The organism is Pseudoalteromonas sp. SG41-2, from assembly GCF_014164535.1.
GTDB lineage: Bacteria > Pseudomonadota > Gammaproteobacteria > Enterobacterales > Alteromonadaceae > Pseudoalteromonas > Pseudoalteromonas rhizosphaerae.
On sequence record NZ_JACJFK010000037.1, the window covers coordinates 1 to 20,013 of the forward strand.

Genomic DNA, 20,013 nt, shown 5'->3' on the forward strand with positions numbered 1-20,013 from the left:
ACATCATCACATTGAGATAATGCTTTTTCAACCGCTTGAACTTTAAATTCTTGTGTAAATCGACGTCTCATTTTTATCTGCCTCTATTAAAAGTTAGAGGCGACAACTATCCTGACACAGGGGGAAAGATAAAGGGGCTAGGTGCTAGGGAAGTGACTAGGAGCGCGTTGCTCGAAGCCCATGGCATTTACCCTCATTGTCTTCTCTTTGTGCGTCAGCAAGCTTAACGCCTACGGTGTTAAAGTTTTAAATTTACTTTGATGTTTAATTACTTGTAGGCGAGTGGCTTGCCACCGCGTTTCAAAATGTGGCTCGGAGTTTTTGCGTCAGCAAGCTCAACGCCTACGGGTGTTAACGTTTATCTCGGTGTTAAATTTACTTTGATATTTATTACTTACTTGTAGGCGAGTGGCTTGCCACCGCATTTTAAATGTGGCTCGGTGTTGGTGCGTCAGCAAGCTTAACGCCTACGGTGTTAAGGTTTGCCTCGGTGTTAAATTTACTTTGATGTTTATTACTTATTTGTAGGCGAGTGGCTTGCCACCGCGTTTTTAAATGTGGCGTGGTGTTTTTGCGTCAGCAAGCTCAACGCCTACGGGTGTTAAATTTTACTCTGATGTTTAATTAATTAATTAATTACTTGTAGACAAGTGGCTTGCCACCGCGTTTTAAAATGTGTTGTGGTGTTTTGCGTCAGCAAGCTTAACGCCTACGGGTGTTAAAGTTTATCTCGGTGTTAAATTTACTTTGATGTTTAATTAATTACCTGTAGGCGAGTGGCTTGCCACCGCGTTTCAAAATGTGATGTGGTGTTGTTGCGTCAGCAAGCTTAACGCCTACGGGTGTTAAAGTTTATCTCGGTGTTAAATTTACTTTGATGTTTATTACTTACTTGTAGGCGAGTGGCTTGCCACCGCGTTTTAAATGTGGCGTGGTATTTGTGCGTCAGCAAGCTCAACGCCTACGGTGTTAAGGTTTATCTTGGTGTTAAATTTACTTTGATGTTTATTACTTACTTGTAGGCGAGTGGCTTGCCACCGCGTTTTAAATGTGGCGTGGTGTTGGTGCGTCAGCAAGCTCAACGCCTACTGTGTTTTAATTTGCTGCGAGGGAGGCGTTACTGCTTACTAAACGGTAACTGCCTATAAATAGCGGGTGTTTTTACCCAGACTGAATATAGGCAATTCATTACTACATTACATGTAGCTTATCGCATGATACTTTCTTTAAGATATTGAAATAGCTCTTTATAGCCTTTAGCTGGCTTTTCAATTTTTACTTCTTTTGCCGCATTACGCACCAATTGACGTAACTTTTGACGATCAATAGTCGGGTATTGCTCAATGGTTTGATTAACTAAATCATCACCTTGGGCAATTAAATCATCGCGTAATTGCTCAATCTTTTTAATCATCACTTCGGCTTGATTATTTTTATTCAACATAATGTCGATAATAGCGTTGATCTCTTCGATATTCTCAACGGTACGCAAAGTTTTTGCGATGTAATTTAAGTGACGACGATATGCATCACTTTTGTTACTGATTTTGTCTGCAACAACCATTGCCGCTTTTAAATCGTCATTTAAGGGTAAGCGCTCGCGCTGTTTTTTCCCCATTTTGGCAATTTCAGCACCTAACTGATGAAACTCTTGCGCTTCGCGCTTTAGCTCACTTTTTGATATATAGATAATTTCTTCTTCAATTTCAGCAGGCTTGCCTTTTTTCTTCGCCATGGGGTACTCATATGATAACGTTAACTGCAGTCATTATACCCAAACCACCTCAAGATGCGAGCGTCGTTGGAGTTAAAAGCGATTTAGGCAAGGCATTGATTGCAAGTAATAGTGGTTCTATTGTTAAAATCAATAACGCAGTATAAATCGCTTTTAAACCAAGCCGTTGGGCGTTTCACAGGCACTTACTCTCATCGTTGTTACTTCTTAAAAGGGACTGCCATTCTTGCAAAGTAACGCCTTGATATTAAGCCCCTGTGAAACGCTGAATTCTGTATCTTGAGGTGGCTTGGGTATATACGTGATTCTTTTAATGATTAATATTAGCTGATGCAATGCAGTGAGTGTGTTAGCATTTAAGTATTATGATTGCGCATGCAAAACGCTCCAAGCTCAGGACTAAAAATATGAAAAGCCAACAGCAAGATCCTATTTATACTCAAATTTCTCAAATAAAAGATGCCGTTGCAGAGGTTTTAGAACACGCGAAAAAACTCGGTGCTACTGGCGCTGAAGCGGCGATGTCGAGCACCTCAGGTTTATCAGTTAGTACTCGCATGGGTGAAGTCGAGACCATTGAATTTAACCAAGATGGTGGGCTGGGGATCAGTGTGTACGTTGGTAATCACAAAGGCTCTGCGTCAACAGCTGATTTAAACCCCAAAACACTGCGTACAGTGGTAGAGAAAGCCATTGATATCGCCAAGTTTACCTCAGATGATCCACATAATGGCGTAGCCGATAAAGAGCTACTTGAATTTGCTCCGCTTGATTTGGATTTATACCACCCCTGGGATGTCAGCCCTGAGCAGGGCATTGAATTGTGTCATGCTGCGGAGCAAGCGGCGCTTAATGCCGATGCGCGTATTGTTAATTCAGATGGCGCCAGTTTTTCATCGCATCAAGGTTTACGTGTGTATGGTAATAGCCATGGTCTTATCACAGGTTACCCGCGTACTCGCCACAGCATTAGTACTATGGTGATTGGTAAAGATGGTGAGCAAATGCAGCGGGATTCAGCTTATACCGTAGCGCGAGACCAAGCTGGTTTGAAAGATGCTGCGGCAGTAGGTTTAGAGGCTGCGAGTGAAACTCTTGCTAAGCTCAATAGCAAAAAACTAGGTACCATGAAAGTCCCTGTTGTTTTTCGTGCAGATATTGCTAATTCATTGTTTGGTCACTTGGTGTCTGCAATAGGTGGTGGTGCGCTGTATCGTAAATCGAGCTTTTTGTTGGATAGCCTTGGCACGCAAGTATTTAATAAGTGCGTTAATATTTCAGAGCGTCCGCATATTTTAAAAGGTTTAGCGTCTTCACCATTCGATAGTGAAGGGGTAAAAACCATCGACCGTGAAATCATTCAAGGCGGTGATCTGCAAACTTACTTATTAGCGAGCTACGCAGCCCGAAAAATGAATATGACACCTACCGGTCATGCTGGTGGTATTCATAACTGGTTAGTTGAACAAACTCATGCTGATTTAGCTGCGCTGTTAAAAACAATGGGCACCGGTTTATTGGTCACTGAGTTAATGGGCCAAGGCGTTAATACTGTAACGGGTGATTACTCGCGTGGTGCTGCCGGTTTTTGGGTTGAGAATGGCGAAATACAATACCCTGTAAGCGAAATTACCATCGCTGGTAAACTGCAAGATATGTTTAAAGGCATTAGCGGCATAGGCGGTGACATAGAGCGCCGTGGTGGAATTCAGACCGGTTCGGTATTGATTGAACAAATGCAGATTGCGGGAAGCTAGGTTAAAGCTATAAGTTTTAATTTGCGTAGGCGCGGCTTTATGCCGCGCAAATTTTTTAAAGGAACTAGGTTCTAGGAAAGACACTAGGGGTTAGGCCCTAAAACCTTGCACCTCTAACCTATACTGTTTTCTCATTAACCCTTATCCTCACACATCTTTTGTTATTAAATCTTTTATAAAAAACACTTTACCTCAACTTTGCTTGAGGTTTTATTGTGGCTTTAATTACTTAAATAAAGGAATTTAATTATGTATTTAGAGCACGTAAATTTGGTAGTCGATGATGTTGAAGCTATGCTGCACTTTTATAAGGCGGCTTTTCCGTACTGGTCCATCAGAAGCCAAGGCGAAGGGGAGTGGCACGGTAAACCACGAAAATGGTTGCACTTTGGCGATGATTTTCAGTATTTAGCATTGAGTGATCATGGTGAACAACACAACCGTGACTTAACCGGACATCAAGTTGGCTTAGCGCACTTTGCTTATGTTACGAATAATATTGCTGCAGTAATTTCGCGCTTAGAAAGCGCTGGTTACAGTATTGATAAGCCAGGTGCGGTAAATCCATTTCGTAAAAATGTGTATTTTATTGACCCTGCAGGGTTTGAAATAGAGTTTGTTGAATATTTAAGTGACATTCCTAGTGAGCGTAATAATGATTTATAACATTAGTTTCGCGTCAGCAAGCTTAACGCCTACGGATGTTAACGTTAATCTCAGTGTTTAATTACTCACTGTAGGCGAGTGGCTTGCCACCGCGATATTCAATATTGTTTCGGTGTTTTCGCGTCAGCAAGCTTAACGCCTACGGTGTTAAGCTTTAACTGTGTTTTATCTATTAATGTTTATTGATATCTTGCCAACTGGTTTTAAGGCTGTTGGCGAATGAGACAAACTTTTCTTTAATGGTGCGCTTAATTTTAATTTCCACAGAGCCCAGAATAACTTTTCCTTCGATAGTAATGGTTGGCCCTTGGTGTTTATTCAGTGACACTGATTTGTTTTCAACACTACCAATAATACTGAACAGTTTTGATACAACATTGACGTGTTCTGGCACATAAATTTCATCATTGCCTAGTAAGCAATTTACATGGATGGTGATATTTTGATGCTGAAATATGGCGTCAGTGAAATCAAGTTCAATAGAACCAAGTAAGTTCGTCAGGTGGATTTCTTTTGGTACTACCCATTGCCCACTGCGCTCGTTTGATCCTAAGATACTTCGCAAGTGCAATGTTTCATCGCTGCTTTTATTACTATAGTTTGGGCTAAACTGCGCACGTTTTTCCCACTGGTAATTACTATCGGTTGTTAATTCTAGGTCACTTACCAAATCAATTAAGCTTTGGTTATCTTTCGCAGCCATTGCCTGATCTAATCGACGCTCAAAAGCATCAGCTGAAATAACAGCATGACTGTAGTTATATATTAATTGATCAATAACTTGTTCACGCACTTGCTCAATTGGGCGATCTTCTAATTTTACAGTCATGATGTATTCCTTATAAGTGATGCTGTTGGTGTATTTTACGATTGTCAGTACTGCAATAGTTAAAGCAAAGCTTAGGCCATTTATTAATTGGCTTAATAATCAATAGTTTAAATTTATTTTTGTTAGATGTATTTGTTATATTAACGACAGATTAACGAATAATGCTATTAAATGGTTAATTTTGCAACGACCAGAATAAATTACCGAGCAGTCTGTAAATAATTACCAAGACTAAAGCTAGCGCTATATCAAATAAAGCTTAAGTTATTGATTTTAAGTGCTTTAAAAGTTGGCTTGATGTTCGCATTAATCATATTGTCTTTAATCAAAAGGAGAAAGATTATGAAAACATTTAACAAATCTATTATTGCAGCGTTAGTTCTTGGTACAACCGCTATGGGTGCGCAAGCAAACAGCTGGGAAAATGAAAGTAAAGATGCTTGGATTGATGGTAAGGCAGAAACGGTTCTGTTAATGAACACTAACTTAAACAACTTTGACATTAACACTGATGTAAAAAATGGCAAGGTTGTACTAACTGGTAAAGTTGAAAGTGAGCTTGATAAAGAGCTAGCGGAAGAGCTTATCTTAAGTCTAGATGGTGTAACTGATGTTGATAACGAGCTAACGGTCGTTAAAAACACGGACACAAAAAGCAAGAAGATGAAATCAGATAGCACAGAAAGTGATTTAACGGATGCTAAAATTACTACCGTTATTACAACACGCTATTTGTTTAATTCTGAAGTAGGCGGTACGGATATTGACGTAGATACCGATAAAGGTGTGGTAACGCTAAATGGTACTGTTGGTTCGGATGCTGAAAAACAGCTAGCGGTGAAAATTGCTAAGAATGCCGAAGATGTTCGCGATGTAGTTGATAACTTAACTATTGTAGCTGAATAATCTATAAGCCACGAATGCCCAGTTATGCTGGGCTTTCTTATATAAATTTCAGGGAGTGAGAGTCATGGATTTAATACGAATTATATTTTCAGTACTTATTCCACCACTTGGTGTATTTTTACAAGTTGGTTTAGGTGCTCAGTTTTGGATTAATATTTTGTTAACATTACTAGGGTATATTCCTGGTCTGATACATGCAATTTATATAATCGGACGTCGTTAGAGTCACAGTGTGAAATATAACAAGGATGAACAGCCAATAGATGGCAAGGAGTAACATTATGGATAACGTATTAAGGAAAAACCAACAAGGGATCGTAAAAAGCGCAAAGCCACTTTGGACGGCACAGCAATGGAAGGAACTAATGAATAGCGCATCAAGGAGCGAAGTAAAAGCAGCAAGGAATGGGCTTTAAATAAGTAGATATTAGAAGGATTTTGCTAGGATGTTATATACCAAAATTATAAGTGTATGTTGTTATTTTCATTAAGAACATCCACTTATAACCTTCCCCAAGAATGTTTAACCTCTCATTTTATTATAGTCATAGGTGTTTTTGCGTCAGCAAGCTCAACGCCTACGGGTGTTAAAGTTTATCTCGGTGTTAAATCACTTGTAGGCGAGTGACTTGCCACTGCGTTTTAAATGTGGCTCGGAGTTTGTACGTCAGCAAGCTTAACGCCTACGGTGTTAAGGTTTACTTTGATGTCTAATTAATCACTTGTAGGCGAGTGGCTTGCCACCGCGTTTTAAATGTGGCTCGGAGTTTGTGCGTCAGCAAGCTTAACGCCTACGGGTGTTAAAGTTTATCTCGGTGTTAAATCACTTGTAGGCGAGTGACTTGCCACTGCGTTTTAAATGTGGCTCGGAGTTTGTGCGTCAGCAAGCTCAACGCCTACGGGTTTTAACGTTTATCTCGGTGTTAAATCACTTGTAGGCGAGTGGCTTGCCACCGCGTTTTAAATGTGGCTCGGAGTTTGTGCGTCAGCAAGCTCAACGCCTACGGGTGTTAAAGTTTTGGGTTTATCGTAGGCGGTGCTTTATGCCGCGCGGTTGATAACATTCATGGCTAAAGCCATTGCCTAAGTTGGCGGATGAGGTTGATGTAACGCTAAGAGATGCGCGAGATAAACTCGCGCCTACGATGGGTTTAACCTTTAACTAATTTTTAACTACACCAACAACCATGTGGCGGTGCCTAGGAAGGCGAAGATCCCTACAATATCGGTTACGGTTGTCAGTACTACGCTGCCAGCTAATGCAGGGTCAATTTTCATTTTTTTCAATAGCAGCGGAATACTGGCACCGGCGATACCTGCGGCTACTAAGTTCATAAACATGGCAAAGGCGAGTACGCCGCCAAGCTTAAAGTCCCATTGCCAAATAGCAACAACACCGGCAATTAAAATGGACCAAACAATCCCGTTTATTGCGCCGATTGCAAGCTCTTTGATCAGTAAAAAGCGTTGGTTAGTTTGGTTGATATGACCCACTGCAATACCACGTATTACGAGGGTTAATGTTTGGCTGCCCGCAACACCACCCATGGATGGCACTATACCGTTGAGTACCGCTAGAATAGGTAAAATTGCTAAGGTGTTTTCAAAGAAGCTTGCCACAATCGCAGCAAGTAGCGCGGTTAATAAGTTAACGCCAAGCCAAATTGAGCGCTTTTTCGAACTTTTTAACACTGGGGCAAAGGTATCTTCTTCATCATCAAGACCGGCTAGGCTTAATAAGCTATGCTCGGCGTCTTCACGGATAACGTCAACGATATCATCGATGGTGATACGGCCAAGTAGATGGTCATTATCATCAACCACTGGGGCTGATATCCAGTTATGACGTTCAAACAGTTGTGCTACATCGGTTTCATCCATCGAAATGAGGATAGATTCACAATCTTCATCCATTAAGTCGCGAATGATTTTATCTGGCGAGTTAGTCAACAAGGTCGTTAACGACATGGCACCTATAAAGCAGTTATGTTTATCAACAACATAAAGATCATCGGTACCTTCTGGTAGCTCACCACGTAAACGTAAGTAGCGCAGTACTACGTCGATAGTGACATCTGGACGGATGGTCACTGTATCAGTGTTCATTAGCGCGCCAGCAGAGCGCTCTTGATAAGAGAGTGCTTGAGTTGCACGTTCTCGATCTTGGCTGTCCATGGCACTAACAACGTCTTTGTAGACGGTATCAGGTAGGCTACGTAGTACTTCCCCTAGATCATCGTGGCTCATGTCCTCAGTTGCCGCAGCGATGTGCTTCGGCTCCATTTGGGCAATGATCCCTAAACGAACATCTTCTGAGAGTTCTTCGAGTACGTCACCTTGTACATCTGGATCAACCAGTTGCCATAGCAAGGTACGAATTTTATGTGGGGATGACTCGAGTAATAATGCGGTGTCACACGGAGCTGTTTTTGCCAACATACGCCTTACTTGAACAAATTGACCACTGTTAAGTGACTTGGTCACTTGTTTTAGTTGTTGTAGTGGGTAATCTTGTTCAAAAGCTTCTGGCATTGGCGTCCTTAAAAATTAATACGCTTGATAGGTAGGGTAACAGTTGTCGGTAATTAACGCGCTTGGTCTGTTTAATTAACGACTTTATTTAGTTTAACGCAATTTAGTGGTACTGACTACGAGCTATTCTTGTTCGTTAAAGCGTTGTGCGATCAACTCGCCAATTGCTGCAAGAGCAGGTTCAGCGTCCGGGCCTTCACATACAACTTTAACTTCTTTGCCTTGGCTACTTTCTAATAGCATTAAGCCGAGTACGCTATCGCCTGCGGCTTGTTTGTCATCTTGATGAAGTGTGATGCTGGCATCAAACTGCACAGCTAATTGCGCTAATACGCTGGCTGCGCGAGCATGTAAACCGAGTTTGTTTTTTATTAAAAATGTATCTTCTAAACGCATCAACATTCCTTACTGTAAACGTGAGTTGTTATTCTTGTTCACGATGGCGAATTTTCACATTGCTGTGGCTCATCGAGAAGCTTTCACCTATAGTTTGCGCTAGATAAACTGAGCGATGTTGACCACCGGTGCAACCAATAGCAATTGTTAAGTAACTGCGGTTATTACGCTCCAAATGCGGTAACCAAGTTTGTACAAAGGTTTGGATCTGCCAAGTGAATTTTTGTACGATACTATGGCTGGCTAAATAATCTTTTACTGGCTGATCAAGGCCTGTAAGTGGCTTAAGCTCAGGCTCCCAATGTGGGTTTGGTAAAAAGCGTGCATCAAAAACATAATCAGCTTCTTTTGGGATACCATATTTAAAACCAAATGATTCAAAGGTAATGATTAGTTTTTTATCTTTTTTCCCTAAAATCTTTTCACGGATTGACTCTGCAAGCTGGTGGACACTCAGATCAGTGGTATCAAGTATAAAGTCAGCGCGAGTAGTTAATACATCAAGTAATACTTTTTCTTGCTTGATAGCTAAATCCAGTGGCAAAGAGTCCAAAGATAATGGGTGTAAGCGGCGAGTTTCAGAAAAACGTTTGATCAGGGTTTGATCATCACTGTCTAAATAAAATAGCGTCGGATTTGCAAAACCAGGCAAGTATTCAAGAATATCGTTAAATTCTTCCTGCTCTTTCGGTAAATTACGGACATCAATACTGACGGCAATTTTGTCATAATTATCAGAGACACTGCGCACTAATGAAGGTAATAAGTTTACCGGAATATTATCTACACAATAATAGCCAAGATCTTCTACTACACGCAGAGCAACAGATTTACCTGAGCCAGAACGCCCACTGATGATGATTAACTCCATGTAAATTCTCCTTCATTTGGCTACGATTGCGCAGCAATTACGTGATACAAATCTTGGTCTGTTTTTGCGCTACGTAGTTGTTTACAAAAATCTTTGTCGTTGAGTTTATCAGCAATTGTGGCTAACGTCTTCAAATGAAGTTGGCTATCACCATCTGGCACGATGAGAGCTACAAATATATCAACTGGGCGATTATCTATCGCATCAAAATCAATCGGTGATTCACTCACTATAATTATTGCTAGCGGGTTTTCAACACCACTCATACGGCCATGAGGAATAGCAATACCACGACCAATACCCGTACTACCTAGTTTTTCTCTCGACAGTAGTGCGTTGAGGATTTCTTGTTGTGATAGCTGAGGAAGTTGTTCATGAGCCAATTGGCTGATAAATTCAATGATCCGTTTTTTGCTATTAAAAAGGACCGCAGCTTTACTGCAGTCCTGGCAAATAAGTGAGCTTAATTTCATAGTGTTAGTGTCGAGCGTGCTTCTCTTTGTGTTTAATTACCTGACGGTCAAGTTTGTCGATTAGTCCGTCAATGGCTGCATACATGTCTTGGTGCTCAGTTGAGGCAAATAATTCAGCGCCACTGACATGTAATGTGGCTTCTGCTTTTTGGCTTAGCTTTTCTACATCAAGAATGACATGGACATTATTGATATGATCAAAATGCCTTTCAAGCTTGGCAAACTTATTGTTTACATAGTCTCTTAATGAATCAGTAATTTCTACATGACGACCAGTTAAATTTAGTTGCATAAGCATTTTCCTCTTGTGATTTTACGCCTTAAATCAAACTTTTACGTTGATTTGACGGTGGAATAGCCAGTGACTCGCGGTATTTTGCAATAGTCCGTCTAGCTACTTTGATACCTTGCTCTGCCAATATATCTGCAATTTTACTATCACTCAATGGTTTCGCTGAGTTTTCTGCACTGATCAATTTTCTGATCAATGCTCGAATGGCTGTCGATGAGCATTCGCCGCCGTTCTCAGTACTTACATGGCTCGAGAAAAAATATTTTAACTCAAATATACCACGAGGGGTATGCATGTATTTTTGGGTGGTTACACGAGAAATTGTTGATTCGTGCATCTCAACCATTTCGGCAACGTCGTTTAGTACCATAGGGCGCATGGCCTCAGGGCCATGCTCAAAGAATCCTTGCTGCTGTTTAACAATGCAGTTGGTTACTTTGAGTAACGTCTCGTTACGACTTTCTAGGCTTTTAATAAACCATTTAGCTTCTTGCAAATGCGAGCGTATAAATTGGCTGTCAGTGCTTGATTTTACAGAGCGTGACATCGCCGCATATTGGCTGTTCACTCTAATTTTTGGCATGCTGTCTGGATTGAGTTCAACCACCCAGCGACCTTTAATTTTTTTCACCGAAACGTCAGGAATAACATACTCTGATTCTTCGCGTACTATGGTATCCGCAGGCTTTGGGTTAAGGCTGTGGATCAGTGTCATTACTTCTTTTAGTTCATCTTCTTTAAGCTTAGTCTTTTTCATCAAAGTGCGATAGTCACGACTAGCTAATAAATCGATATGATCAGTTAAAATCATTTTTGTCTCGCTAATCCAAGGAGTTGCAGGATCAAATTGATTTAATTGAATACATAAACATTCTTGTAGGCTGCGCGCAGCAATACCAACAGGGTCAAACAACTGAATGCGTTTTAACACTGCTTGCACTTCGTCGAGTTCGATTTCTTCTTCGTTATTACCTTGATTTAAGCTTTCTGCGATGTCTTCGCAGCTCAAGGTTAAAATACCTGAATCGTCAACGGCTTCAACAATCGCAATGGCAATGGCTTCATCGGTTGGACTAAAAGGTGTGAGTTGTAATTGCCACATTAGATATTCGTGCAAGGTTTCAGTTGAGGCACCTTGATAAATTGACTCATCTTCAGGCATTGGCCCAGATGACGTATTTGGCGCAGCACTCATGTATTCGTCCCAGGTGACGTCCATAGCCATTTCGTCACTTAAGGTCTCTTTACTTAATGCTTCGCTACTTTCTTGTTCATATTCGCTTGGCTTGTCGTCTGCTGATGCGCTAACGGTTAAGTCATCGTTATCTTGTTTTTGTTCGTTTTTACCAGCCGTGTCGTCTGAATATTCATGTTCTTCTAGCTCTAACAATGGATTGCTGTCGAGCGCTTCTTGAATTTCTTGCTGGAGATCCAATGTACTGAGTTGCAATAAGCGAATTGCTTGTTGCAGCTGTGGTGTCATTGTAAGTTGCTGGCCCATGCGCAGCTGGAGTGATTGCCTCATGTATCTCTAACAATCCTTTTATTGTTATCATCGTTAAGTCTAGCAGATACTTAGCCGAGCGTGGCTTTATAGCCTAAATTGCTCGCCCAGGTAAACATCGCGGACTGTTTGGTCGGCGAGTACATGCTCAGGGGTACCTGATGCAATTAACTCCCCATGAGAAACTATGTAGGCTTTTTCACAAACATCAAGGGTTTCTCGTACATTGTGGTCGGTAATAAGCACGCCAATACCACGGTTTTTAAGGTGTTCAATAATCTTCTTTATATCTAACACTGAAATAGGATCAACGCCAGCAAAAGGCTCATCAAGTAAGATAAATTTTGGGTTTGCGGCTAAAGCGCGTGCAATTTCAACTCGACGACGTTCACCGCCAGATAATGCCATACCTTGGCTGTCGCGGATATGTTGAATGCTAAACTCATCAAGTAAGCTGTCGAGCGCTTCTTCTCTGGCTTGTTTATTCAGCTCTTTACGAGTTTCTAAAATAGCCATCAGGTTTTGATAAACAGTTAATTTACGGAAGATGGATGATTCTTGTGGCAGGTAGCCAATCCCTAACCGTGCGCGACTGTGCATTGGCAGTAAGGTGATGTCATTATCATCAATACTGATTTTACCTTTGTCGCTTGGAACTAAACCCACAATCATATAAAAGGTGGTGGTTTTACCAGCGCCATTAGGACCCAATAAGCCAACAATGCTGCCTGCGCTAACTTCTAAACCCACGCTTTTTACAACTTGGCGACCTTTATAGCTTTTTGCTAGAAATTCAGCTTTTAATGTACTCATGGCTGCCCTTTAGATTTGTCTTTTTTACTGTCTACTGGTACCAAAATGGTGTGCACACGATCGCTTGAGCTTGCGCCTTTTTCAGCACTGATCAGTTGCTGGTCCATATCATAGGTAATGCTTTTGGCATTGATTTTTTGACCTGCCTGAGTGACTTGTGCATTGCCAACCAAGGTTAAATAGCGCTTAGCGACATCGTAACGGACTTCATCAGCACTGGCACTCATTACTGTGCCATCAGTTTGTTTTTCTTCAAAGTAAGCCGGACTGCCAGTTGCGACAAGTAGTTGTTTGTTATCGCCTAAATCTTCGCGCTTATGGACTTCAAGTCGATCCGCTTTGATACGGCGGTTACCATGAATGATTTCAACATTTTTTTCAAAAATACCGATATTGTCTTTCAGTTGGGCAAGCTGCGTGTCAGCACTGATAGAGACTTGATCTGCAGGTGGTGTCGTATTTTCAGCAAAGCTTGCAAAAGCAATGAATAAGCTTGGTATAACAAGCAAGTGAGCAAATTTATTGGTCATAATATATGGTTCGCGTATGGTTAATTAGTTCTACCACTTCGGCTTTTAAGTCGGCATGGAGACCGCGCCCAGTGATTTTTAAATTTGGTCCGATTAATTCAACTGGTTGTTCTGAACTCATGGTTTGTAGTTCAATATCAACCTGAATATTATCTGCGTTTATATGTTCAATCATGGCATTATTGGTCAGGTTTTTAGCAACCACATTACCTTCTAAAATTAATTGATGATTTTCATATAAGGTGGCTTCATCGGCATTAATTTGCCACGTCTGCTGTTGATTATAGAGTGTAAAAATAGGTTGTTCAAAGTAAGTGAACCCTAACTGTTGGTAGAGTTCCATTTTTGCAGCTGTTACTTTGTGGCTAATTTTACCTTGTTCATCAAATGCGGTTTGTTTTAATGCCACCGCAGTATAATCAGGTTTTGCTATTATATCTTCTTGGTGTTGTTTTATGGCGGTACTTTGATAAAAATACGGATACCACAGCCATACCATGCAGCCGACAAATAATACGCATAATATTAAACGCGCACTATTCATGAGCTCGTGCCTTCGCTGGTTAATGATTTACCATTTTCGAGCATTAATAAATCAGTGAGTTCACGCACCGCCCCAAAGCCACCAGGTAGCATGGTTGTATAATGTGAAATGCGTTTGATTAGTGGATGCGCATCATTTACTGCCACCGCAAAACCAACCAATTCCATTACCGGCAAGTCAGGTCCGTCATCGCCTATGTAAGCGATTTGTTCATCGCTTAACTGCAATTTATCCTTGAGCTGTTGATAAGCTTGCAACTTGTTTTCTTGGCCTTGGTAAATATGCGGTACTGTCAGGCTAGTCATCCGTTGCTGAACTATCTGTGAATGACGACCGGTGATCACGGCAACTTCAAAACCGCTATTGATCAGTGCTTTGATACCAAAGCCATCTTTAGTATTAAACGCTTTGAGTTCTTCACCTTGGTTACCAAGATAAATACGACCATCTGAAAACACCCCATCGATATCACAGATCAGGAGTTTGATTTTTTGTGCTCGCTCGCGAGCATCATCTGAAAGTGGCTGATATAAGTCAGCAAACTGCATTATAAAACTCCTGCTTTGAGCAAATCTTGCATATTAAGAGCACCAATAGGGTGGTGTTTATCATCAACTACAATTAAGCCATTGATACGCTTATTCTCCATGATATTGAGTGCCTCGGCGGCAAGCATATCAGCAGTTGCAGTAGTGCAAGAGCGGGTCATGACAGTGCTTATCAAAGTACTGTGAATATCTATTCGTTGCTCTAAAATTCGCCGTAAATCACCATCAGTAAAAAGCCCTGCAAGTTGCCCTGTGTCATCAACAATAGCTGTCATACCTAAGCCTTTTGCCGACATTTCGATTAATGCATCTTTGATACATTGCTTATCATTGATCATAGGCGTTGCTGGGCCACTGTGCATAATATCTTTTAAACACAATAGTAAACGTTTACCTAAGCTACCACCAGGATGCGATAGCGCAAAGTCATCGGCGGTAAAGCCACGGGTTTCTAGCAGAGCAACGGCTATTGCATCACCCATCGCAAGTGTTGCAGTCGTGCTTGCAGTCGGAGCGAGTCCTAATGGGCAGGCCTCTTGACTTACTTTGATGCATACATGAGCATCAGCCCAATTTGCCATTGATGATTCAGGGTTACCTGTCATGGCGATCATTTTTGCGCCAATACGTTTAATAACCGGAATAATATTCAGTACTTCGCTGGTTTCGCCTGAGTTTGAAATAAGCATAACCACGTCATCACGAGTGATCATCCCTAAATCACCATGACTTGCTTCACCCGGATGGACAAAAAACGCAGGCGTGCCAGTGCTTGCCAGTGTTGCAGCAATTTTATTACCAATATGCCCTGATTTCCCCATACCGACTACTATGATCCTACCGTGACATTGATACATCAATTGGCAAGCTTGATTAAAGTTTTCGTCTAGATATTGGGTTATATCAAGCAGTGCTTGGCGCTCTATTTCTAGCACCCGCTTACCTTGTTCAATAAAATTTAACTGCGTCATTGTGTTATCCATTTTGTGGCTAGCATTAAGCAACTTGGCTGAAAATATAACCTTGATAGATTAAAAACGCGACCAATAACAGGCCACCTTCAACTCTATTAATGCGTCTTGTGCCCCTAAAACTCAAGGACATAGCAATAAGGGCTATGGTGGCACCAATCATTATTAAGGCATCACGGTTTGCAGCTGAAGGATCAATAATTGAAGGGTTGATAATCCCAGCCAGTGGCAACACAGCTAAAATGTTAAATATATTTGAGCCAACAATATTACCCAGTGCTAAATCATCTTCGTTTTTTAATACCCCAGCAATACAGGCTGCCAGCTCAGGCAAACTGGTGCCAATAGCAATAATGGTTAACCCTATTACTAAATCACTTAGGCCAAAGTATTTGGCTATATCAACTGCTGAGCCAACTAAAAAATGTGAGCTGACAGGCAGTAATATCATACCAATAATTAACCAAAATAAAGCCGATTTGGTGGGCACGTTATCTGGTACGTCTTCACAGGCTTCACTTACAAATGGGTCATCAGCTTGGTTTTTAGCGCGAATAGAAATAATAACTAAGCCCGCAATAAAGACCACAAAGCCAATGATTAATGCAACGCCCTCAGCAAATGAAAAGTAGTTATCAGAAAATACATACCAGGCAGCGATTGACACTAGTAGTACAAGCGGCATTTCGCGTTTTAATGTCATTGATGATACTGAGAGTGGGCGCAATAGCGCGGTAATACCTAAAACAAGTAAAATATTAGTGATATTTGAGCCAACGGCGTTACCCACGGCAGTGTCAGTTTTACCGGCAAGCGCAGCTGATGCTGAGACCATCATTTCAGGGGCTGACGAGCCCATCGCAACAACGGTTAAGCCAACAATAAGAGTAGGAACACCGAAATTTTTTGCCAGTGCCGCAGCACCATAAACAAAGCGATCCGCACTCCAAACTAGAGCTGCAAATCCGAGAATTAAAATGACAAAAGAAGTCACCATTACGTTACGCCAATTATTCAAAATGAGATGACTGCAAATAGTAACAAAAGCCAACCTGAAAGTATAAATAAAAGAATCTGCGTAGCTTGTTAGATTATGGCCTGATTTGGACTGAGAATAATTATTTAAGCGACGGTTAAGCCTACTGCTGTAAGGTTTGCAGCGCTATTACATAGAATATTACAAAATTTTACGATTTGTTTTTTCCATCTTGCTGTAAAAACGCTTAAAATAGGTGAACTAGTGAAAATAGTAATGGAGAGCGACTTGTCGCAACCAATAGTAGAAATCAAGGATGTAAGCTTTTCTAGGGGCAATCGCTGCATATATAAAAATATGAGCTTTAGTGTCCCGAAAGGAAAAATTACGGCAATTATGGGACCAAGCGGAATTGGTAAAACCACCATGTTGCGTTTAATTGGTGGTCAATTAAAACCAGATAGCGGCACTATTTTATTCGAAGGTAATAACATTCCTGCCATGTCGCGCAAAGAGCTTTATGCGGCGCGAACCAAAATGAGTATGTTGTTCCAAAGCGGCGCATTATTTACCGATATGTCAGTATTTGACAATATCGCTTTTCCGCTGCGTGAACACACTCGTCTAAGTGAAGATTTAATTCGCCTTGTGGTGCTAATGAAATTACAAGCTGTTGGCTTGCGTGGCGCACAAGATCTAATGCCTTCTGAGCTGTCAGGTGGTATGGCACGTCGTGCTGCATTAGCGCGCTCAATCGCACTTGATCCTGAATTAATTATGTATGATGAGCCATTTGCAGGCCAAGACCCAATTTCCATGGGGGTATTAGTTAAGTTGATTAAATCGCTTAATCAAGTGCTTGGATTATCATCATTAATCGTAACTCACGATGTAACAGAAGTGATGAGCATTGCCGATCACGTTATCATTATTGCCGATCAAGGCGTTATTGGTAGCGGTACACCGGATGAAATGCGTAATCATGAATCGGCCCTAGTTCAGCAGTTCTTAAAAGGATTATCTGATGGCCCAGTGCCGTTTCATTTTCCTGCTCAACCTTATCAACAAGAATTACTGGGAGGGCGCCGCTGATGTTTGATTTTTTGCAAATGCTAGGTCATAAAACGTTAGGACGATTTGCTGCACTTGGTCGCTCCACTCAGATGTTGATAGGTGCGTTATGGAGTTTGCCTAATTTTAGAAAAGGCACGCCGCTTTTAATACGACAATTATATATGGTCGGCTCGCAGTCACTATTGATTATCATGGTGTCGGGATTATTCATTGGTATGGTATTGGCGTTGCAAGGCTACACCGTACTAGTTGGTTATGGTGCAGAGGACAGCTTAGGTCCATTAGTAGCATTGAGTTTACTCAGAGAGTTAGGCCCTGTTGTTACAGCATTATTGTTTGCCGGGCGAGCTGGTAGTGCATTAACCGCTGAAATAGGTTTAATGAAAGCGACTGAGCAGTTATCAAGTCTTGAAATGATGGCCATTGACCCTCTTAAACGTATTATCGCGCCACGCTTTTGGGCGGGCTTTATCAGTATGCCATTACTGGCGTTAATATTTTCAGCAGTTGCAATTATTGGTGCTCATTTAGTGGGTGTTGATTGGTTGGGTGTAGATACGGGGAGTTTTTGGTCAATCATGCAGTCACAAGTATCGTTTCAGCAAGATATTTTAAATGGCATGATCAAGAGTTTTGTATTTGCCATCGTGGTTACATGGATTGCGCTTTATAAAGGCTACGATTGTATACCGACCTCTGAAGGGATCAGTAAAGCAACAACAGAGACAGTTGTACACTCATCTTTGGCTGTTTTAGGGTTTGATTTTATTTTGACAGCGGTAATGTTTACTAGCTAATAAAGGTATAGATAATGAATTCACGGAAATTAGAAATTTTAGTTGGTTTTTTTGTTGCGCTAGGCATAGCAGCTTTTGCTATGTTGGCGTTAAAAGTTGCCAATGCAGGGATCAGCGGCAACGGCGAAACTTACTTATTGAAAGCCAAGTTTGAAAACATTGGTTCATTAAAAACACGTGCGCCGATTAAAGTAGGTGGTGTAGTGGTTGGTCGAGTTGAGGGTATTTCAATTCACCCACAAGAATTTGTGCCAGTTGTTGATATGACGATTGATGCGCAATATAAATGTCGTTTTTCAGATACCAGCTCAGTTTCAATTTTGACATCAGGCATCCTAGGTGAGCAATATTTAGGGATTAACCCTGTCATTGCCCCAAAATCAGCTGAACAAGCGTGTTTAGGTGTTGCGGTAACAAGTAATGATAAAAACTTAGGGTTAGACGAGTTATTTGGTGTTGAAAGCAAAGCCTTAAATGATGGCGACTATATCACTGACACGAAATCAGCATTGGTGCTTGAAGAGTTAATCGGGCAATTTTTATTCAATCAAGGCGGCGAGTAAGTAATTATGTTTAAGAAATTTTTAATTTTAGTTGCGCTGACTTTCAGTGCCATTAGCGTAGCAAGCGATGCGGTCGATTTAACAGACCCATATAAAATGGTCCGCCAAGTATCTGATAATACTTTTCAACGTATTACTCGTGACCAGCCTTTAATCGAAAAAGATAAAGAGCATCTACGGGTTATCGTCAAAGAAGAGTTGATGCCTTACATTGATTATAAATATGCTGCACTGCGTGTATTAGGAAGTCATGTATCAAAAGTGCGTGCGATTAAAGATCCTGCTGAGCAAAAGCAAGCGGTTGAGGATATCAAACACTTTATTGATGTGTTTCAAGAATACTTAATCGCCACTTATGCTGGCGTGTTTACCCAATACACCAACCAAAAAGTAGAGTTTGGTGCAAGCAAAGAGTTTGCAGGACAAGACCTTGTATTAGTGAAAACCAAAATTGTCGAGCCAGGTAAGCCGGAAATTAAAATTGATTTTAAAGTACGTGAAGATCGCGATGGCGAATGGCGTGCTTATGACATGGTTGCTGAGGGCATTAGTTTATTAGATGCCAAGCAAAGTGAATTTCAAGGCATTTTGCGCCAGCAAGGTATTAACCATGTAAGTGACCTACTTGAACAGAAAAGTAAGTTGCCAGTGCAATTTAGAGGTGACGGCGGTAATGAGTAAAGTAACGGTTACTCAGCTTGACGAACAGCACTATCGAGTCAGTGGTGAATTGACTCGAAATTCAATTTCCGCTGAACGACTTCTGAATAAAAACTCACAAACTAGCCATAAAAACTGGTATTTTGACCTTTCTGAGGTGTCTAGGGTTGACACGGCGGGCTTAGCTTGGTTAATTCACTCTTTCGCAGAATTAAAGCAGCAAGGTGTTCACCTTGAATTGCAAAATATTCCTGAACAACTGCAAAAGTTGATGCAGTTGGGACAGGTTACCAACCTATTTGAGTGAGAGTTATGGAAACAAGCCAAGTCGAAACCTTATTGCGCGACGAATTGCAATTAGCTGAAGTACATGTGAAAGCCAACGGTAGTCATTATGAAGTTATCGCAGTCGGCGATTGTTTTGATGGGTTAAGCCGAGTGAAAAAACAACAGCTGGTATATGGTCCGTTGATGAACACCATTTCTGACGGCACAATCCACGCAGTTTCGATCCGTGCATTTACACCTACTGAGTGGAAGCGCGAACAAAAATTCATTTTACCTCAATAAAAAAGG

At 41.2% G+C, this 20,013-nt stretch carries 26 protein-coding genes; 12 read left to right on the forward strand and 14 right to left on the reverse strand.

The window, feature by feature from the left end; translation table 11 throughout:
- Positions 1-1,207: 1,207 nt before the first annotated feature.
- Positions 1,208-1,735 (reverse strand): ribosome biogenesis factor YjgA, encoded by a 528-nt coding sequence (yjgA, locus tag H5186_RS20535; protein WP_145236713.1) that lies wholly within the window; start codon positions 1,733-1,735, stop codon positions 1,208-1,210.
- Positions 1,736-1,746: 11 nt separating this feature from the next.
- On the opposite strand from yjgA, the gene H5186_RS20540 reads away from it, so the two are divergent.
- The 3 genes from H5186_RS20540 to H5186_RS20550 all read left to right on the forward strand — a co-directional run bounded on the left by H5186_RS20540 (position 1,747) and on the right by H5186_RS20550 (position 4,158).
- The gene (locus tag H5186_RS20540) at positions 1,747-1,881 is read left to right on the forward strand and encodes a hypothetical protein (RefSeq protein WP_259398338.1); all 135 of its coding nucleotides are present in this window, start codon (positions 1,747-1,749) and stop codon (positions 1,879-1,881) included.
- A 261-nt stretch (positions 1,882-2,142) separates the two neighbouring features.
- The gene (pmbA, locus tag H5186_RS20545) at positions 2,143-3,492 is read left to right on the forward strand and encodes a metalloprotease PmbA (RefSeq protein WP_149980585.1); all 1,350 of its coding nucleotides are present in this window, start codon (positions 2,143-2,145) and stop codon (positions 3,490-3,492) included.
- Positions 3,493-3,741: 249 nt separating this feature from the next.
- A complete protein-coding gene (locus H5186_RS20550) occupies positions 3,742-4,158 on the forward strand; it encodes a VOC family protein (RefSeq protein ID WP_149980586.1) in 417 nt (138 codons plus the stop codon).
- Positions 4,159-4,330: 172 nt separating this feature from the next.
- Here the strand turns inward: H5186_RS20550 and H5186_RS20555 are convergent, their stop codons facing one another.
- The gene (locus H5186_RS20555) at positions 4,331-4,987 is read right to left on the reverse strand and encodes a LiaF domain-containing protein (RefSeq protein ID WP_145236722.1); all 657 of its coding nucleotides are present in this window, start codon (positions 4,985-4,987) and stop codon (positions 4,331-4,333) included.
- Between the two features lie 342 nt (positions 4,988-5,329).
- Here H5186_RS20555 and H5186_RS20560 point away from each other — a divergent pair, with 342 nt between their 5' ends.
- The 3 genes from H5186_RS20560 to H5186_RS23165 all read left to right on the forward strand — a co-directional run bounded on the left by H5186_RS20560 (position 5,330) and on the right by H5186_RS23165 (position 6,309).
- Positions 5,330-5,893, forward strand: a complete 564-nt coding sequence (locus H5186_RS20560) for a BON domain-containing protein (protein ID WP_145236725.1) — start codon at positions 5,330-5,332, stop codon at positions 5,891-5,893.
- Between the two features lie 64 nt (positions 5,894-5,957).
- Positions 5,958-6,116, forward strand: a complete 159-nt coding sequence (locus tag H5186_RS20565; protein WP_149980587.1) for a YqaE/Pmp3 family membrane protein — start codon at positions 5,958-5,960, stop codon at positions 6,114-6,116.
- 58 nt (positions 6,117-6,174) lie between these two features.
- Positions 6,175-6,309, forward strand: coding sequence for a hypothetical protein (locus H5186_RS23165; protein ID WP_259397404.1), 135 nt, complete (start codon positions 6,175-6,177; stop codon positions 6,307-6,309).
- 757 nt (positions 6,310-7,066) lie between these two features.
- Here H5186_RS23165 and mgtE read toward each other — a convergent pair.
- From mgtE to H5186_RS20625, 12 genes are all read right to left on the reverse strand, one after another.
- Entirely contained in the window at positions 7,067-8,425 is a 1,359-nt protein-coding gene (mgtE, locus tag H5186_RS20570) for a magnesium transporter (protein ID WP_145236729.1), read from the reverse strand.
- 123 nt (positions 8,426-8,548) lie between these two features.
- Positions 8,549-8,821, reverse strand: a complete 273-nt coding sequence (locus tag H5186_RS20575; protein ID WP_064667815.1) for an HPr family phosphocarrier protein — start codon at positions 8,819-8,821, stop codon at positions 8,549-8,551.
- 28 nt (positions 8,822-8,849) lie between these two features.
- Complete coding sequence (gene rapZ / locus H5186_RS20580; protein ID WP_149980588.1) at positions 8,850-9,692, reverse strand: RNase adapter RapZ; 843 nt, start codon at positions 9,690-9,692, stop codon at positions 8,850-8,852.
- A 20-nt stretch (positions 9,693-9,712) separates the two neighbouring features.
- The gene (ptsN, locus tag H5186_RS20585; RefSeq protein ID WP_149980589.1) at positions 9,713-10,165 is read right to left on the reverse strand and encodes a PTS IIA-like nitrogen regulatory protein PtsN; all 453 of its coding nucleotides are present in this window, start codon (positions 10,163-10,165) and stop codon (positions 9,713-9,715) included.
- Between the two features lie 4 nt (positions 10,166-10,169).
- Positions 10,170-10,457, reverse strand: a complete 288-nt coding sequence (gene hpf / locus H5186_RS20590) for a ribosome hibernation promoting factor (RefSeq protein ID WP_145236739.1) — start codon at positions 10,455-10,457, stop codon at positions 10,170-10,172.
- Positions 10,458-10,485: 28 nt separating this feature from the next.
- Entirely contained in the window at positions 10,486-11,982 is a 1,497-nt protein-coding gene (locus tag H5186_RS20595) for an RNA polymerase factor sigma-54 (RefSeq protein WP_145236743.1), read from the reverse strand.
- Between the two features lie 66 nt (positions 11,983-12,048).
- Complete coding sequence (gene lptB, locus H5186_RS20600) at positions 12,049-12,774, reverse strand: LPS export ABC transporter ATP-binding protein (RefSeq protein WP_149980590.1); 726 nt, start codon at positions 12,772-12,774, stop codon at positions 12,049-12,051.
- On the reverse strand, positions 12,771-13,304 hold the full coding sequence (gene lptA, locus H5186_RS20605; RefSeq protein ID WP_182719516.1) for a lipopolysaccharide transport periplasmic protein LptA: 534 nt from the start codon (positions 13,302-13,304) through the stop codon (positions 12,771-12,773). Before lptA ends, lptB begins: the two co-directional genes overlap by 4 nt.
- Entirely contained in the window at positions 13,294-13,848 is a 555-nt protein-coding gene (gene lptC / locus H5186_RS20610; RefSeq protein ID WP_149980592.1) for an LPS export ABC transporter periplasmic protein LptC, read from the reverse strand. The genes lptA and lptC overlap by 11 nt, the downstream gene beginning before the upstream one ends.
- Positions 13,845-14,396, reverse strand: coding sequence for a 3-deoxy-manno-octulosonate-8-phosphatase KdsC (kdsC, locus tag H5186_RS20615; protein WP_149980593.1), 552 nt, complete (start codon positions 14,394-14,396; stop codon positions 13,845-13,847). Before kdsC ends, lptC begins: the two co-directional genes overlap by 4 nt.
- Complete coding sequence (locus tag H5186_RS20620) at positions 14,396-15,367, reverse strand: KpsF/GutQ family sugar-phosphate isomerase (RefSeq protein WP_145236758.1); 972 nt, start codon at positions 15,365-15,367, stop codon at positions 14,396-14,398. Before H5186_RS20620 ends, kdsC begins: the two co-directional genes overlap by 1 nt.
- A gap of 25 nt (positions 15,368-15,392) precedes the next feature.
- Complete coding sequence (locus tag H5186_RS20625; protein WP_149980594.1) at positions 15,393-16,364, reverse strand: calcium/sodium antiporter; 972 nt, start codon at positions 16,362-16,364, stop codon at positions 15,393-15,395.
- Between the two features lie 255 nt (positions 16,365-16,619).
- Here H5186_RS20625 and mlaF point away from each other — a divergent pair, with 255 nt between their 5' ends.
- Genes mlaF through H5186_RS20655 form a run of 6 tightly spaced genes read left to right on the forward strand, consistent with a single transcriptional unit; the run spans position 16,620 to position 20,007 of the window.
- The gene (mlaF, locus tag H5186_RS20630) at positions 16,620-17,435 is read left to right on the forward strand and encodes a phospholipid ABC transporter ATP-binding protein MlaF (RefSeq protein ID WP_182719518.1); all 816 of its coding nucleotides are present in this window, start codon (positions 16,620-16,622) and stop codon (positions 17,433-17,435) included.
- The gene (gene mlaE / locus H5186_RS20635; protein WP_145236765.1) at positions 17,435-18,214 is read left to right on the forward strand and encodes a lipid asymmetry maintenance ABC transporter permease subunit MlaE; all 780 of its coding nucleotides are present in this window, start codon (positions 17,435-17,437) and stop codon (positions 18,212-18,214) included. Before mlaF ends, mlaE begins: the two co-directional genes overlap by 1 nt.
- Before the next feature lie 14 nt (positions 18,215-18,228).
- Positions 18,229-18,777, forward strand: a complete 549-nt coding sequence (gene mlaD, locus H5186_RS20640) for an outer membrane lipid asymmetry maintenance protein MlaD (RefSeq protein ID WP_149980595.1) — start codon at positions 18,229-18,231, stop codon at positions 18,775-18,777.
- 6 nt (positions 18,778-18,783) lie between these two features.
- Positions 18,784-19,458, forward strand: coding sequence for a phospholipid-binding protein MlaC (locus tag H5186_RS20645; RefSeq protein ID WP_182719515.1), 675 nt, complete (start codon positions 18,784-18,786; stop codon positions 19,456-19,458).
- A complete protein-coding gene (locus H5186_RS20650; RefSeq protein ID WP_182719514.1) occupies positions 19,451-19,744 on the forward strand; it encodes a lipid asymmetry maintenance protein MlaB in 294 nt (97 codons plus the stop codon). The genes H5186_RS20645 and H5186_RS20650 overlap by 8 nt, the downstream gene beginning before the upstream one ends.
- 5 nt (positions 19,745-19,749) lie before the next feature.
- Positions 19,750-20,007 (forward strand): BolA family protein, encoded by a 258-nt coding sequence (locus H5186_RS20655; RefSeq protein WP_149980598.1) that lies wholly within the window; start codon positions 19,750-19,752, stop codon positions 20,005-20,007.
- Positions 20,008-20,013: the final 6 nt, after the last annotated feature.